Source organism: Streptomyces aureus (genome assembly GCF_000725495.1).
GTDB lineage: Bacteria > Actinomycetota > Actinomycetes > Streptomycetales > Streptomycetaceae > Streptomyces > Streptomyces aureus_B.
Genome location: NZ_JNZD01000030.1, coordinates 138653 through 153389, shown reverse-complemented (window position 1 = coordinate 153389; position 14737 = coordinate 138653). Strand labels below are relative to the sequence as shown.

Below are 14737 nucleotides of genomic sequence, written 5' to 3'. Positions count from 1 at the left end.
CCCCGGGCCCTTCCACCCTCTCGGCCCGCCCGAGGGCGGCACCGCGTCGGATCGCCCGGTGGTCGAGTCCGCGCGGAACCCGGCCGCCCGGCCCGCGTCCTGCCGGTGGACGTCAGAGAGGCGGTGCCCCCTCGGGGCCGTCTCCCCGTTCCGCGTCCGTGCGGTGGACGAGCAGCAGGCACACGTCGTCGTCGCGTTGGGAGTCGTGGAGCATCGGGTCCAGGATCCGGTCCGCCGCGCCCTCCAGATCGCCCTCCAGGCCGGTCGGGTGCTCGGCGGACAGCGCCTCGGCCAGCCGCCGGATGCCCGGGTCGATGCCCTCCCGCCGCCGTTCCACCAGGCCGTCCGTGTACAGGGCGAGCGTGGATCCCGGTGGGACCCGCACCGCGTGGTCGCGGATCTCCTGGTGCAGCGGAATGCCGAGCATCGCCCCGGGCTTGGCGTCCAGGACCCGCACCTGACCGTCCGGGGTGCGCAGCACCGGCGGCGGGTGTCCGGCGGCGGCCCAGGTGACCTCGGGCTCGTCCGGGTGGAAGCGGGCGATGACCGCGGTGGCGTACAGATCGGGCTGGAGGTGGTGCAGGAACGCGTGCAGCCGGGTGAGCAGCCGCCCGGGAGTGCCGCCGTCGACGGCGTACGCCCGCAGCGCGGTGCGCAGCTGGCTCATCATGACGGCCGCGTGCAGCCCGTGGCCGGTGACGTCGCCCATGACGGCGACCAGGCCCCCGTCGGGCTGCCGGAACGCGTCGTACCAGTCACCGCCGATGTTCAGTCCGTGGGTGGCCGGGAGGTAACGCGCCGCCAGGTTCAGCCCGGGGGTGGCGGGCAGGTCGGTGAGCAGAGCGCGCTGGAGGGTCTCGGCGATGTCGCGGTTGTGCTCGAAGCGCTGCGCGTGATCGACCGCGATGCCCGCCCGGCGCGCGAGTTCGACGAGCATCACGGCGTCGTCCGGGCTCCACCGCTCCCGTGGCGGAGTCAGGGTCACGACACCGAGGGGCGTGTGCCGGCTCGGCAGCGGGATGCACAGCAGCGGCTGGTCCGGGTCCAGTGCCGAGGGCGGCAGGTCGTCGACCCCGGGCAGCCGGCTCGGATGGTCGGCGGCGTACTGGGGGCGGCCGGTGCGGGCGGCGGCGACGGCGGCGGCCGGACGGGTGGTGTGCCTGCGGGCCGGGTCGTCGGAGGCGAAGAGCCACACGTCGACGCTGCGGGCGTAGTCCGGGACGAGCAGCCGGGGCAGATGGCCGAGGATCTCCTCGTGGTTGAGCGAGGCGGAGAGGGCCGCGCTGGCGTCGGCGAGGAAGGTGAGTCTGCGCCGGGCGCTCTCGGCCTCGGTGCGGGCCCGGCGTTCGGCACCGAACAGCTCGCGCTGGACCCGGCCGGCCGCGTCGAGTTCCGCGTGCAGCGCGAGGACGCCCTGGTTGGTCTGGTGCAGTTCCTCCCGGTGGAAGGCGACCAGCTGTTCCTGTTCGGCGAGCTTGTCGAGGACCAAGGCGGCGTCCTCGTCGGCGCCGAGCAGGGCGTCGGCGAGGGCGGCCCGGCTGCGCGGCACCCGGACCGGGCGGTCCACGGCCCGGCCGCCGTCGGCCGGCCCCGGGACGCCGGCGCCCGGACCGGCGGTGGCCACGCTCGCCTGCCAGCCCACGCCGCCGTCCGTCCCGCCGGCCCCCGTGCCTTCGCCGCTCGTTCCGGCGCCGGTTCCGACGACCCGGGTTCTCCCGGTCGCTGTTGTCTCCGACCCCGTTTCGTCGGCTCCCGTCCCCTCGGCTGCCGTCGCCTCAGGTTCCTTTCCCCCGACCCCCGTTCTCCCGACGCTCGTTCTCCCGACCCTCGCTCCCGCAGGATCCGTGCCCGAGTCCCCCGTCGCCTCCGGTTCCGCGTCGAGCGTGACGGTCAGCAGGCCGCCGCGCCGCTCGCCGGTCGGTGCGGTCGTCCGCAGGGTCAGCCGCCAGCCGCCCCCTTTGACCAGGCACTGCCGCAGCTGCGCGCTCAGCGCGGCGACCAGGCGGGTGCGCTCCAGCGTGGAGACGCCGTGCGACGCGGCGATCCGGGCGGCGGCGATGCGGGCACGGGCGGCGTCGTCGACCGTGGAGATCTGCCAGGTGCGCGTCATGTCCGGTGATCCTGCGGGGCGGGGGCCAGTACGGCCACGGTGGTGTCGTCCCGCGCAGGCCGGGCGGCACTGCTGGAGTCGCGCGTGATCACGGCGGCGGTGACGGCGGGGTCCCAAGAGGTGAGCGGGGCGTGCGGCGGGGGAACCCAGCGGCTGGGCAGGCCGTCGCTGTGCATCACGAGCAGGCTGTCCGGGGTCCAGGGCAGCCGGCTCCGCGGCAGCCGGGCCGGGCGGTGGGCGCCCACGATCCCGGGGTGGGACAGCAGCGGGCTCCAGGTGTCGCCGGACCGCAGCCGGGCACCGATGTTGCCGATCCCCGCGAAGTCGAGGTGCAGGTCCACGAGATCGAGCCGGGCCACCGCGACGGCCGCCCCCCGGGTGTGACGGAGCGCCGGGTGCAGCGCGCCGAGGAGTTCGTCCGGCGGCAGATGCGCGAGCCGGTGCAGTTCGGCGACGGCGGCCCCGGAGGCCTCCGCGGCGGCGGGGCCGTGGCCGAGGCCGTCGGCGAGCAGCAGGGTGACGCGGTCCCCGGAGCGGACGCAGGCCCAGGCGTCGCCGGAGTGCTCGGCCGCGGCGAGCGGGATGTTGACGCCGCCCGCGCGGACCGGGGCGCTCGTGTCGGGGGAGCGGTGGCCCGCCCGGTCCCTGCGGGCCGCGTGGACCCGGGCCAGGGCGACGGTGCCCCGGCCGGGAACGGTGTGCACCTCGAAGTGGTCGCAGACGCGCCGGCAGGTGCCGAGCCCCGCGCCGAGCGAGGCCGTCGTCGAGAATCCGTCGCGCGAGGCGGCCGCGAGGTCGGCGATGCCGGGGCCGTGGTCGATCGCGGCCATCTGCAGGGCCGGACCGCGCCCGGTGCCGGGGAGCGCGAGGTCGGTGTGCACGGTCTCGATGAGGATCCGGCCGCCGCCGCCGTGCTTGAGCAGGTTCGTGGCCAGCTCGGTGGCGACCAGCGTGGCGGCGGCGGCCCGGTCGCGGCCGAGTCCGGTGTGCCCGGCGGCGGCCTCGGCCGCGACCCGGACGTCACGGACCCGGGTCGAGTCGTGGACGGGCACGTCCCACACGCGGGTCATCGGCTCTCCTCACGCTGCCGCGGCGCGCCCGCGGTCCAGCAGACGACGGTCACGGCCGTGCCCTCGCCGGGCCGGGAGTCGATGGAGAACTCGTGGACCAGACGGCGGGCTCCGCCGAGGCCCAGGCCCAGACCGCCGCCGGAGGTGTAGCCGTCGCCGAGGGCCCGTTCGACGTCCGGGATGCCGGGACCCTCGTCGGAGAACGTCAGGCGCAGCCCCCGGGCCGCCCCGGCCCCGAGGACGGTGGACTCGACCTGGCCGCCCCCGCCGTGCACGAGGGTGTTGCGCGCGAGTTCGCTGGCCGCGGTGACCAGCTTGGTCTGGTCCACCAGTCCGAAGCCGAGTCCGGCGGCCGCCTGGCGCACGTGCTGGCGCACCCACGCGAGATCCATGTCGGTACGGATCGGCAGTGAGGCGGTGACGCTGCCGGAGGTGTCCGTCACGGGCTCTCCTGGCGTACGGGGCTGCGGTGGAGGTGAGGGGACGCGGGGGCGAGCAGGCGCATGGCCTCTTCGGCGTCGAGCGCGGTGCGCAGCCCGGGCAGGGTGAGTCCCAGTTCGACCAGGGTGATGGCGACGGCGGGGCGCATGCCCGCGACCACCGTCTGCGCGGCGAGCAGCTTGGCGTGCGCGGCCACCTCGGCGAACACCCGCCCCAGGAAGGAGTCGACGATCTCCACCCCGGAGATGTCGATGACCACACCGGCGGCGGAGCTGGCCGCGATGGCCTCGCCGATGTTGCGCTGCAGCTCCTCCGCGGCCTCGTCGTGCAGGTCGCCCTGGAGCGTGACCAGGAGGATGTTGCCGATCTTCAGTACGGGGACGTGGGGGCCCGAGGTGCCGGGGGCCGGGGCGCTCACCGCGCGCTCGGGCCGTTGCGGTCCTGGTCGACGACGGCGATGCCCTGCCGGTGCAGGGCGTACTCGAGCGCGTCGGCCAGGCTGGCGCGGGTGACCACCGATCCCAGGTCGATGCCGAGGTGGACGATGGTCTGCGCGATCGCGGGCCGGATGCCGGAGACGACGCACTCCGCTCCCATCAGACGGGCCGCGGCCACGGTCTTCATCAGATGCTGGGCGACCAGCGAGTCGACGGTCGGCACCCCGGTGATGTCCAGGATGGCGAACCGGGCCTGCTGGCTGACGACGGCGTCCAGCAGGCTCTCCATCACCACCTGGCTGCGCGCGCTGTCGAGGGTGCCGATCAGCGGGACGGCGACCACTCCGGTCCACAGCTTGATCACCGGCGTGGCCACTTCCAGCAGCTGGAGGCGCTGCCGGTCGATGAGTTCCTGCCCGGCGCTGAGCGCCGTCTCCAGGACGACCAGGCGCAGGGTGCCCAGCAGCGCGGTGAGCGTGACGGCGCACGACTCGGCGAACGCGCGGGGGGCGTCGGCGAGATCCGCCGCGAGCAGTTCGTACGCGGCCGGGCGCAGCGCCGCCACCTCGTCGGCGATCTGGACGGAGGCGGCGCCCGTGCGGGCCCGGGAGGCCGCCATGCGCGCCAGCTGCTCGCGCACGGTGGCGAATCCGGCCGCTCCGAGGTCCTCGGCCCGGTCCGCGGCCGCCACGGAGGCGAGTGCCTCCACGACGGCCCGGCCCGCCTCCACGGCCTCGTCCCGGGAGACGGTGAACACCGTGCGGAAGAGCGCCTCGTCGGCCCAGCGCTGGGCGATCTGTTCACTGCGGCGGCGCAGGAACGCGCCGACCTCATGCGCCGGCGACTCCTGCTGCTGTACCGCTGTCCGGTGGTCCGCCACGTGGTCTCTCCTCGGTCCGTGTGCCGGGCGGGATCCGCCCCGCCACGGTTTCTTGTCGTGCGACAACTGTAATCATGGCCCCGTCGCGCGCGGCATCCGCGCTTCCCGCGGGGACCGCGGCTCGGGCCCGGCCCGCCGGCCCGGGCCGGGCCCGGGGACCCTTCCGGAGCGGCCGGTCCGGCTACGTCCCCGGGTCCTGTGGCCCGTGCCAGTCGAGACACACCACCAGGGCGTCGTCCTCGGGCCTGGGCAGGCCCCGGTGTCCGCTGAGCTCCCTCAGCACGGCGCGGGGCACCTCCGTCGCGGGCAGCAGCCGGGTGGAAGTGATCGCCATGGCGAGGGCCTTCTCCCCGTACTTCTCCCCGCCCGGGCCGGCGACGGCGTGGACGCCGTCGCTCACGAACAGGAGCCGGTCGCCGGGCTCCACCCGGAACTCCTGCACGCGGTAGTCGGTCTCCTCGAACATGCCGAGGGGCAGCTGGGCCTCGAAGTCGACGCGCTCCACGGTCCGGCCGCGCAGCCGCAGCATCTGGGGCGATCCCGCGTCGATCACCCGCATCCGGCCGGTGGCCAGCTCGAAGTCGAGCATCAGCACCGACAGATAGCGCTCTCCCCGGTACTGGGCATAGATCGCCTGGTCGGCCAGCGCCGCCTGGTCGTGCAGGGGGATGCCGGCCCGCCGCGCGTTGCGCAGCGCGTTGATGCCGAGGTTGGTCAGCAGCGACGCCTCGATGCCCTCGCCCATGCCGTTGGTGACGTAGAGGGACAGCCGGGCGGCGTCGGCCGACCAGTCGAAGTTGTCGCCGAAGATCGCGTAGGCGGGCTCCAGCTGGGCGCCGAGCTCGTACTCCGGCCGGGAGCAGGAACGGCCGGGCAGCAGCTGCCACTGCATCTCGGCGGCCAGCGTCAGCCGGTCCTTGCGGCGCGCCTGGAGGTACAGGTCGGTGTCCCGCTCGGCCACCAGGACCTCGTGGCCGAGGACCTCGGCGACCTCGGCGAGTTCGGCGACGGTCTCCTCGTCGCAGCGGGCCGAGGGCAGGGTGACGGACAGGACGCCGAGCCGGTCGCCGCGCACGGTCACCGGCAGGTGCACGCGGACGGCCTCCTGTCCGTACTCCTCGACGAAGGGTTCCTGGGCTCCGAAGGCGCGGCCCTCGGGGCTGGTGTGCACCGGGATCGGTTCCAGGGTGTGCGGAAGCACCGACACGGGCTGCAGTACGGTGAGCCCGTAGTCGGCCATGAAGAGTTCGACGGAGTCGGCCGCGTAGTGACCGCACAGCACGTCACGGACGGCGTCCAGCAACTGGTGGGGTGCCGCGGTACGCAGGGCGCGCTCCGCGGCCACGAATCTGTTCACGATGTCGGATAGGCCATTCTTCGACTAGTACGATGCCGGGTCCACGCTCCGGGTGAGCCGCCGAGGAGGCGGTTCAGCACGTGCGGGCTTCGGTATCCATTGTTTTGTCCTTGTTGTCGCTTCCGCAGGCTGACAGCGCCAGAGAAGACTGGGAGAGTTGGACGGTGACTTCTTCCAGCCCGCGTCCGCACTCCGGTGAGGTGGCTCGCGTGACCGCCGAGGCGGCCGAGCTGCTGGAGATCCTCTGGGGCCGTGCCTCGACGGCGCCGGTCTCCGCCTCGCAGCTGCGGGTCATGTTCATCCTGGAGCACGAGGAGGGGATCAACCTGCGGACCCTCGCCGACGCGCTCGGCTCCACGCCCCCCTCGACCAGCAGGCTCTGTGACCGGCTGCAGGCCGTCGGATTCGTCGAACGGACCCCGAGCGACGTCAGTCGCAGGGAGCTGCGGCTGTTCCTCAGCCCCAGGGGCCGGACCTTCCTCGCGGAACTGCGCGAGCGCCGCGAGGGTGCCGTGGAGGCGGTTCTCCAGCAGATGCCGGCCGCCGGACGGGCGGCGCTCGTCGAGGGGCTCTCGGCCTTCTGTGCCGCCGCTGCCGCACAGCTCCACGAGGGTGACGCGGTCGACGTCCGCTCGGCCTGAACGGCGCGACGGCCCGGACCGGGATCCGGTCGTCGGTGACCGGTGTGCCGCGGCCGCACGGGTGCGGCCGCTTTCGCGCACTGCGCCATCTCGGCTCCTTCCTTCGGTCCCGGGTGATCACTCTCCTTCTGTGAGGCGATCACTCTGTTGTCTCACGCTCATAGTTGTCAAATGGCAACTGTTGCCCATGCGCTTCCGGCGCCCGTGGCTTCCACGGGTCCGGCGGGCTCCTGGGTCGGTATCGGGCGTTTCGTTCGGCGGTGTACGCGGTCCCCGCGCGGGGCCGGGCCCCGGCCGATCAGTGCCGGGCCGACCCCTCGCCTATGCGCACGAGCGCCGCGTCCAGGTCGTCCACGGAAGGGATCGCGAGACTGACGCCCGTGAGATCCAGCACCCGCCGCACCACCGGCGCCGGCGCCACCAGACACACGCCGCCTCCGGCGCGTCCGGCGGTGTCGTGCGCCTTGAGCAGCGCGTTGATGCCGGAGGAGTCCATGAAGGGGACCGCCGACAGGTCGAGCAGCAGGTGCCGCCTGCCGCCGCGGACCTGGTCGGCCAGCCGGTTGTGCAGCTCGGGAGCTGTCTCGACGTCCAGCTCCCCGGCGACGGTGACCAGGGCGATGCCCTCACCGCACGCGGTCGCGTCGATGGACACAGGAGCCTCTTCGGCCGCCACGGTTACCTCCAAGGGGGAACTGGCCCGTCGGGATCGATCCGGCGCGGGGGTACGCCGGCGGGCAGGTCAACGGTTACCCCCCGAACCGAGGTGCACACCTGGAGTCCGCGCCCCGGGGGCCCGCCTTCCTTGACCCTCCCTTTCCCGAATTACCTCTGACACAGAGGTAATCTCAGGAACGTGAAGGCGGAAGCGGACCCGTTCCCCGAGACGTTGGCGGACACCCTGGCGGGCCTCCAGCGGCTGATCCGACGGCGGCTGCGGGCGGACACGCCCGGGCCGAGCCTGCGCGGTGCCGAGGTCGACCTGCTGCGGCTGGTCGTCGACCGGCCGGGCATCCGCGTGTCCGAGGCGGCCAAGGAGCTCTACCTCGCGGGGAACTCGGTCTCGACGCTGGTCAACCGGCTGGTGCGGGACGGCTATCTGATCCGCGAGACGGACCCGGCCGACCGGCGCGCCGCGCGGCTGCTGTCCACACCCGCGGCCGACGCCCGGCTGAGCGACTGGCGGCAGCGGCGCGCGGTGCTCGTACGGAGCCGGATGGCCGGCCTCGACACGGCCGACCGCGCCGCCCTGGAAGCCGCGCTTCCGGCCCTGCGGGCACTGGCGGCACAGCTGCACGAGGAGGCGGAGGAGCGATGAGACGGCGCGGTGGCACCAGGCCGGAATCCGCGGGACAGGACAGACTCGGCCCCGGCCCGGAATCCGCCGGACAGGCCGAACCCGGTCCCGGCCCGGAATCCGCCGGACAGGCCGAACCCGGCCCCGATACCCCGGTGCGGGGTGACGGCCCCGCGGACGCCGTCTCCTGTGCCGGACTCGTCTACGCCTTCGGAGAGACGACCGCTGTCGACGGCCTCGACCTCGCGGTCCGCGACGGCGAGGTGTTCGGACTGCTCGGGCCCAACGGCGCGGGCAAGACGACGGCCTTGCGGTGCATCACCACCCTGCTGCCGGTCCCGGCGGGCAGGGTAAGTGTCTTCGGGCACGACGCCACCCGTGAACGCATGGCGGTACGACGCCTGTTGGGGTACGTGCCGCAGCAACTGTCGGCCGACTCGGGGCTGACCGGCCGGGAGAACGTGACCCTGTTCGCCCGGGTCTTCGACGTGTCCCGGCGCGAGCGCGCGGCCCGGGTCGCCCAGGCACTCGACGCGGTCGGCCTCGGCGACGTGGCCGACCGGCTCGCCAAGACGTACTCCGGGGGCATGGTCCGCCGTCTCGAACTGGCCCAGGCCCTGGTCAGCGCGCCGCGGCTGCTGATCCTGGACGAGCCGACCATCGGCCTCGACCCGATCGCCCGCACCAGCGTGTGGGAGCACATCAACGCCGTACGGGCCGCGACCGGCATGACCGTCCTCGTGACGACCCACTACATGGACGAGGCCGACCAGTACTGCGACCGGGTCGCGCTGATGCACCGGGGCCGGGTCCGCGCGCTCGGCACGCCGAGGGAGTTGCGGGACGGCCTCGCGGCACGCCGCGGGAACAGCGGCGAGGGCGAACCGCCCACCCTGGAGGACGTCTTCCGTGACGTCGCCGGCAGTGGACTCGACGACCGATCAGGAGACTTCAGCGATGTCCGAAGCACCCGCCGTACCGCTTCCCGCGTCGGCTGAGAGCGTCCGCCCCGGGAGCCTCGACCTGCTCGTGGTCCCGCCGAGCGCCCGGACGGGCTGGCGGCTGCTGCCCGCCCGGGTCGCCGCCCTGTGCGCCGTCGAACTCCAGAAACTGCGCCACGACCGCACCGAGCTGTACACCCGGGCGATCCAGCCGGCCCTCTGGCTGCTGATCTTCGGTGAGACCTTCACCCGGATCCACGCGATCCCGACCGGCGGCATCCCGTACATCGACTATCTGGCCCCCGGCATCATCGCCCAGTCGGCCATGTTCATCGCCATCTTCTACGGCATCATGATCATCTGGGAGCGGGACGCCGGAATCCTCACCAAGCTCCTCGTCACCCCCACGCCCCGGTCCGCGCTCATCACCGGCAAGGCCTTCGCCGCCGGGGTCAAGGCGCTGATCCAGGCCGTGGTGGTCGTCGTGATCGCCGCGCTGCTCGGGGTGGCGATGACCTGGAACCCGCTGCGCCTGCTCGGCGTGGCCGTGGCCGTCGTGCTCGGCTCGGCGTTCTTCTCCTGCCTGTCGATGACGATCGCGGGCATCGTGCTCACCCGCGACCGGCTGATGGGCATCGGGCAGGCCATCACCATGCCCCTGTTCTTCGGCTCCAACGCCCTCTACCCGGTGGCCGTCATGCCCGGCTGGCTCCAAGCCGTCAGTCTGGTCAACCCGCTCAGCTACCAAGTCGACGCCCTGCGCGGCCTGTTGCTCGGCACGCCCGCGCACCTGCCCCTCGACTACGGCGTCCTGACCGTCGCCGCGGCCCTCGGCGTCTGGTCCGCCTCGTCGCTGCTCGGACGGCTGGCCAGGTGACCGCGCCCGGCCCGGTGATCGATTGGTGAGGCGGGGCGGGCAGGCTTAACGTCGATGGAGTGAACGTCCGCGTTCACCGCCGACCCGCGATGCAGGGCCCTCTCCCATGACGGCCGATCACGTGACATCCTCCGAGTCTGCCGAGTCCCCGCAGCGGGGCCGAGGCAGCGGTATCGCACTCCTCGTCATCGCCTCGTGCCAGCTGATGGTGGTCCTCGACATCACCATCGTGAACATCGCGCTGCCGCACATCCAGACCTCGCTCGGCTTCTCGACCGAGAACCTCTCCTGGGTGATCAACGCCTACACGCTGACCTTCGGCGGTCTGCTGCTGCTCGGCGGACGCTCCGGCGACATCCTCGGCAGACGCCGGATGTTCATGTTCGGCGTGCTGCTCTTCGTGTTCGCGTCGCTGCTCGGCGGACTGTCCCAGGAATCCTGGCAGTTGCTCGCCGCCCGCTCGTTGCAGGGCGTCGGCGGGGCCATCGCCTCACCCACCGCACTGTCGCTGATCACCACCACCTTCCGCGAAGGCCCCGAGCGCAACCGGGCCTTCGGCGTGTTCGCCGCGGTGTCCGCGGGCGGCAGCGCGATCGGGCTGCTGGCGGGCGGCATCCTCGTCGAATGGCTCGACTGGCGCTGGGTGTTCTTCGTGAACGTCCCCATCGGCCTGCTGATCGTGCTCGCCACCCCCCGTTACATCAGGGAGTCCGAGCGCCATCCCGGCCACTTCGACCTCTCCGGCGCCCTCACCTCGACACTCGGCATGGTGCTGCTGGTCTACGGCTTCATCCGGGCCTCGGAGAAGGGCTGGAGCAACCCGCTCACCCTCGCGGCCTTCGGCGCCGCGCTGGCGTTCCTGATCGCGTTCATCGCCGTCGAACGCCGGTCGAGACAGCCCATCACACCGTTGTGGATGTTCAAGGACCGCAACCGCTCCGGTGTCTACGCGATGATGCTCAGCCTGTCCGCGGCCATCTTCGGGATGTTCTTCTTCCTCACGCTCTTCGTGCAGAACATCCTCGGCTTCAGCCCGCTCAAGGCCGGGTTCGCCTTCCTCCCGGTGAGCGTGATCATCGCCATCGGCGCGGGCGTCGCGTCCAACTTCCTGCCCCGCTGGGGCCCCAAACCCTTCATGGCCGTGGGCGCGATCCTGGCCGCGCTGGGCCTCGGCTGGCTGACGCTGACCGACGTGAACAGCACTTATCTCGGCAGCATCCTCGGCCCCACCCTCGTCTTCGGCTTCGGCATGGGTCTGCAGTTCGTCTCGCTGACCCTGATGGCGGTGTCGGGCGTGCAGCCCAAGGACACGGGCGCCGCCTCCGGCATCCTCAACGCCACCCAGCAGGTGGGCGGGTCCCTCGGTCTGTCCGTCCTGGTCACGGTGTTCGGCACCGCCAGCCGCAACGAGGCGACGCACCAGGTCGCCAATTTCCTGTCGACCGCGACCCCGGCCCAAAAGCTCCAGTTCCGCAGGACGGGTCAGCTGCCGGCGCCCTGGAGCGGCCAGGTGCTGACGTCCGGCATCACGGGGGCGTTCGTGGCCGCCGCCGCCTTCGCGGTCGTCGCCGCGCTGGTCGCCCTCATCGTCATCCAGGTGCGCCCCTCCGATCTGGAGCGGCTCCAGGGCGGCGCCGCCGCGATGACGCCCGTGGACGGGGCGGGCGACGAGGCCGGCGCGTCCACGGGCGCGGGCCCTACGGGGGAGCCGGACACCCGCGACGGCGGCCCGTCCGCGCCCGGCTGACCGGGCCCGCCACGGGGACCGGCGAGGCGCTCACGGCAGCGGCTGTTCCGCCCAGATGACCTTGCCCCCGGGCGTGTACCGGGTACCCCAGCGGTCGGTGAGCCGCGCGACCAGGAACAGGCCGCGCCCGCCCTCGTCCGTCGTCGCCGCGTACCGCAGATGCGGTGAGGTGCTGCTGGCGTCGAAGACCTCGCAGATCAGCGCCCGGTCCAGCAGCAGACGGACCCTGATGGGCCCGCTGCCGTAGCGGATCGCGTTCGTCACCAGCTCGCTGAGGACCAGCTCCGTGGTGAACGTCATCTCCTCCAGCCCCCAGTGCGCCAGCTGCCGGGTGACCGCGGCACGCAGACCGCCCACCGCGGCCGGTTCCGACGGCACCTCCCAGGTCGCGATCCGGTCGGCGTCGAGGGAGTGCGTCCGTGCCACGATCAGCGCGATGTCGTCGGCCGGCCGCGCCGGCAGCAGCGCGGTGAGCACGGCCTGGCAGGTGTCCTCCGGCGAGCGGTCGGCGCCGGCCAGTGTCGTGCGCAGCAGGTCGAGGCCGACGTCGATGTCCCGTTTCCGGTCCTCGATCAGACCGTCCGTGTAGAGCACCAGCCGGCTGCCCTCCGCCAGGTCCAGCTCGGCCGTCTCGAACGGCAGACCGCCCACGCCGAGCGGGGGACCGGCCGGCACCTCCGGGAACTCGACACTGCCGTCCGGACGCACCACAACGGGCGGCGGATGACCGGCGCGGGCGACGGTGCAGCGCCGGGTCGTCGGGTCGTAGACGGCGTACACGCAGGTGGCTCCCGTGATGGCGGCGCGACCGTCGTCCCGGGACTCGTCCTGGTCGATCCGGCCGACGAGTTCGTCCAGCAGCCCGAGCAGTTCGTCGGGCGGCAGATCGAGCGCCGCGAAGTTGTGGACCGCGGTACGCAGCCGTCCCATCGTCGCCGCGGCCATCAGCCCGTGGCCGACGACGTCGCCGACGACGACCGCGACCCGGGCCCCGGGCAGCGGCAGCACGTCGAACCAGTCGCCGCCGACCCCGGCCTGCGCCGGCAGATAGCGGTACGCGAGGTCGAGGGCGCTCTGGTCGGGCAGCGAGCGCGGCAGCAGGCTGCGCTGCAGGGTCACGGCCATCGTGTGCTCGCGTGTGTAGCGGCGGGCGTTGTCGATGGAGACCGCCGCCCGGGCGACCAGTTCCTCGGCCAGGGCCAGGTCGTCCCCGTCGAAGGGGTCCGGCTTCTCGGAGCGCCAGAAGTTGACCACGCCCATGACCAGCGGTCCGACCCGCAGCGGCACGGTGATCAGGGAGTGGATCCCGTAGTCGACGACCCGGGCGGTGCGCCGCGGGTCCTGGGCCAGCCAGCCCGGGGCACCGCCGAGATCGGGCTCGACCACGGCCTCCCCGGTGCGCAGGCTGTGGGCCTGGGGCGTGGTGGGGACGAAGCCGATGTGCTCGCCGACCGGATACAGCGGCGCGTCCTCGCGGATGCCGCCGTAGGCGGTCCGGCGCAGACCGGTGCCCGCGTCCGGTTCCTGGCCGTTCAGCACGGCGTCGGCGAGGTCCACGGTCACGAAGTCCGCGAACCGGGGCACGGCGACCGACGTCAGTTCCTCGGCCGTCCTCGTGACGTCCAGACTCGTGCCGATGCGCACGCCGGCGTCGTAGAGGAGTTTGAGCCGCTCGCGGGCGATGTCCGCCCGCCCCGAGAGCGCGCGCAGCTCCGTGGAGTCACGGAGCGTGGCCACGGCCCCCGCCGGTCCGCCCCGCAGGTGGGTCGGCCGCTGGTTGACGGCCAGGAGCCGGTCCCCGACGAGGTGCACCTCGTCGGTGGCGACGCGTCCGGAGCCCAGCAGCTCGGCGGTGCCGGCGTCGAGGCCGAGTCGCTGGACGTGCTGCCCCTCGGCGTCCGGGGGCAGCCCGAGCAGGCGGTTCGCCTCGTCGTTGGCCAGGAGGAGCCGCCCGTCCGCGCCGACGATGGTCACGCCCTCCCGGACGGAGTGCAGCACGGCGTCGTGATGCTCGTACATCCGGGTCATCTCGTACGGGCCGAGGCCGTGCGTCTGGCGCAGCAGGCGTCTGCTCACCAGCGCGGTGCTCACGGTCGCCAGCGCGAGCGCGGCGGCGGCCGCGCCGAGCAGGAGCGGGAGCTGGTGGTTCGCGGCGCCGCCCACGTTCTCGGTGGTGATCCCGGCCGACACCATGCCGACGACCTTGCCGTCGGGTGCCCTGACCGGCACGGTGGCCTGCACCAGCGGTCCGAGCGTTCCGACGACCTGCTCGACGACCGGGCGACCCGCCAGGACCGGCGCGGTGGTCCCGATGAACTTCTTGCCGATCCTGTCGGGCTTCGGGTGGGTGTAGCGGATCGCGTCGGTGTTCATGACGACGATGAAGTCCACGTTCGACGCCTTGCGCGCGGCCTCCGCGCTGGGCTGGAGCAGGGCCGTCGGATGGGGGGCGTTCAGGGCCGCGCGGGTGCCGGGCGCGTTGGCGAAGGTCTCCGCGACGGCCAGCGAGCGGTTGCGGGCCTCCTGCGTGCTGTCGTGCCGCACCTGAAGCACCAGTGCGACCACCGCGGCGACGACCAGGAGCAGCACGATCACCACTTGCAGGACGAACACCTGTCCGGCGACGCTGCGCCCGCCGAGGGCGTAACGCAGCCCGTCGGACGGGCCCTGCCCGCGCTTGCCGTCGTGTTTCCCACGCTCCGGGTGCGCCGTACCGGGGCGACGGGTCGACTGAGCCCGGGTTCGACCCAATAGTCCGACCATGAGCCATGTCTACACTGCCGGGCGCCCGCTGGCGAGGGGCGTCACGGACAGTGACCGGCCGTGGTGCCGGGTGCGGGGCCGGTCGGCGCAGGGCGCGGCGCGGCCCGGGGGCGTATGGCCGCATGATGGAGACACAGTCCCCAAGACCCCCATGTGTCGCTTCGGCGCGGAGGCCC

General features: G+C 73.2%; 13 protein-coding genes. 5 read left to right on the top strand and 8 right to left on the bottom strand.

Annotation, left to right across the window (positions count from 1 at the left end):
- Positions 1-112 precede the first annotated feature (112 nt).
- The 6 genes from IO36_RS30660 to IO36_RS30635 form a co-directional block, all read right to left on the bottom strand.
- Positions 113-2110 carry a PP2C family protein-serine/threonine phosphatase gene (locus IO36_RS30660; protein WP_051901072.1) on the bottom strand — a complete coding sequence of 666 codons (1998 nt, stop codon included), beginning with the start codon at positions 2108-2110 and terminating at the stop codon, positions 113-115.
- On the bottom strand, positions 2107-3180 hold the full coding sequence (locus IO36_RS30655; protein ID WP_037624388.1) for an ATP-binding SpoIIE family protein phosphatase: 1074 nt from the start codon (positions 3178-3180) through the stop codon (positions 2107-2109). Before IO36_RS30655 ends, IO36_RS30660 begins: the two co-directional genes overlap by 4 nt.
- The gene (locus IO36_RS30650) at positions 3177-3572 is read right to left on the bottom strand and encodes an anti-sigma regulatory factor (protein WP_051901086.1); all 396 of its coding nucleotides are present in this window, start codon (positions 3570-3572) and stop codon (positions 3177-3179) included. Before IO36_RS30650 ends, IO36_RS30655 begins: the two co-directional genes overlap by 4 nt.
- A 47-nt stretch (positions 3573-3619) precedes the next feature.
- A complete protein-coding gene (locus IO36_RS30645) occupies positions 3620-4039 on the bottom strand; it encodes an STAS domain-containing protein (protein ID WP_037624386.1) in 420 nt (139 codons plus the stop codon).
- Entirely contained in the window at positions 4036-4938 is a 903-nt protein-coding gene (locus IO36_RS30640; protein WP_037624385.1) for an STAS domain-containing protein, read from the bottom strand. Before IO36_RS30640 ends, IO36_RS30645 begins: the two co-directional genes overlap by 4 nt.
- A gap of 181 nt (positions 4939-5119) precedes the next feature.
- Entirely contained in the window at positions 5120-6295 is a 1176-nt protein-coding gene (locus IO36_RS30635) for a PP2C family protein-serine/threonine phosphatase (RefSeq protein ID WP_209441291.1), read from the bottom strand.
- A gap of 209 nt (positions 6296-6504) precedes the next feature.
- Here IO36_RS30635 and IO36_RS30630 point away from each other — a divergent pair, with 209 nt between their 5' ends.
- Positions 6505-6936, top strand: a complete 432-nt coding sequence (locus IO36_RS30630) for a MarR family winged helix-turn-helix transcriptional regulator (RefSeq protein ID WP_037624383.1) — start codon at positions 6505-6507, stop codon at positions 6934-6936.
- A gap of 298 nt (positions 6937-7234) precedes the next feature.
- Here IO36_RS30630 and IO36_RS30625 read toward each other — a convergent pair whose 3' ends face one another.
- Complete coding sequence (locus IO36_RS30625; protein WP_245173547.1) at positions 7235-7591, bottom strand: STAS domain-containing protein; 357 nt, start codon at positions 7589-7591, stop codon at positions 7235-7237.
- Positions 7592-7792: 201 nt separating this feature from the next.
- On the opposite strand from IO36_RS30625, the gene IO36_RS30620 reads away from it, so the two are divergent.
- From IO36_RS30620 to IO36_RS30605, 4 genes are all read left to right on the top strand, one after another.
- Entirely contained in the window at positions 7793-8254 is a 462-nt protein-coding gene (locus IO36_RS30620; RefSeq protein ID WP_037624381.1) for a MarR family winged helix-turn-helix transcriptional regulator, read from the top strand.
- A gap of 134 nt (positions 8255-8388) precedes the next feature.
- Positions 8389-9231 carry an ABC transporter ATP-binding protein gene (locus tag IO36_RS30615; RefSeq protein WP_037624501.1) on the top strand — a complete coding sequence of 281 codons (843 nt, stop codon included), beginning with the start codon at positions 8389-8391 and terminating at the stop codon, positions 9229-9231.
- A complete protein-coding gene (locus IO36_RS30610) occupies positions 9191-10051 on the top strand; it encodes an ABC transporter permease (protein WP_037624380.1) in 861 nt (286 codons plus the stop codon). The genes IO36_RS30615 and IO36_RS30610 overlap by 41 nt, the downstream gene beginning before the upstream one ends.
- A 106-nt stretch (positions 10052-10157) precedes the next feature.
- A complete protein-coding gene (locus IO36_RS30605) occupies positions 10158-11798 on the top strand; it encodes an MFS transporter (RefSeq protein ID WP_037624379.1) in 1641 nt (546 codons plus the stop codon).
- A 30-nt stretch (positions 11799-11828) separates the two neighbouring features.
- Here IO36_RS30605 and IO36_RS30600 read toward each other — a convergent pair whose 3' ends face one another.
- Complete coding sequence (locus IO36_RS30600; RefSeq protein ID WP_078943539.1) at positions 11829-14561, bottom strand: SpoIIE family protein phosphatase; 2733 nt, start codon at positions 14559-14561, stop codon at positions 11829-11831.
- Positions 14562-14737 lie beyond the last annotated feature (176 nt).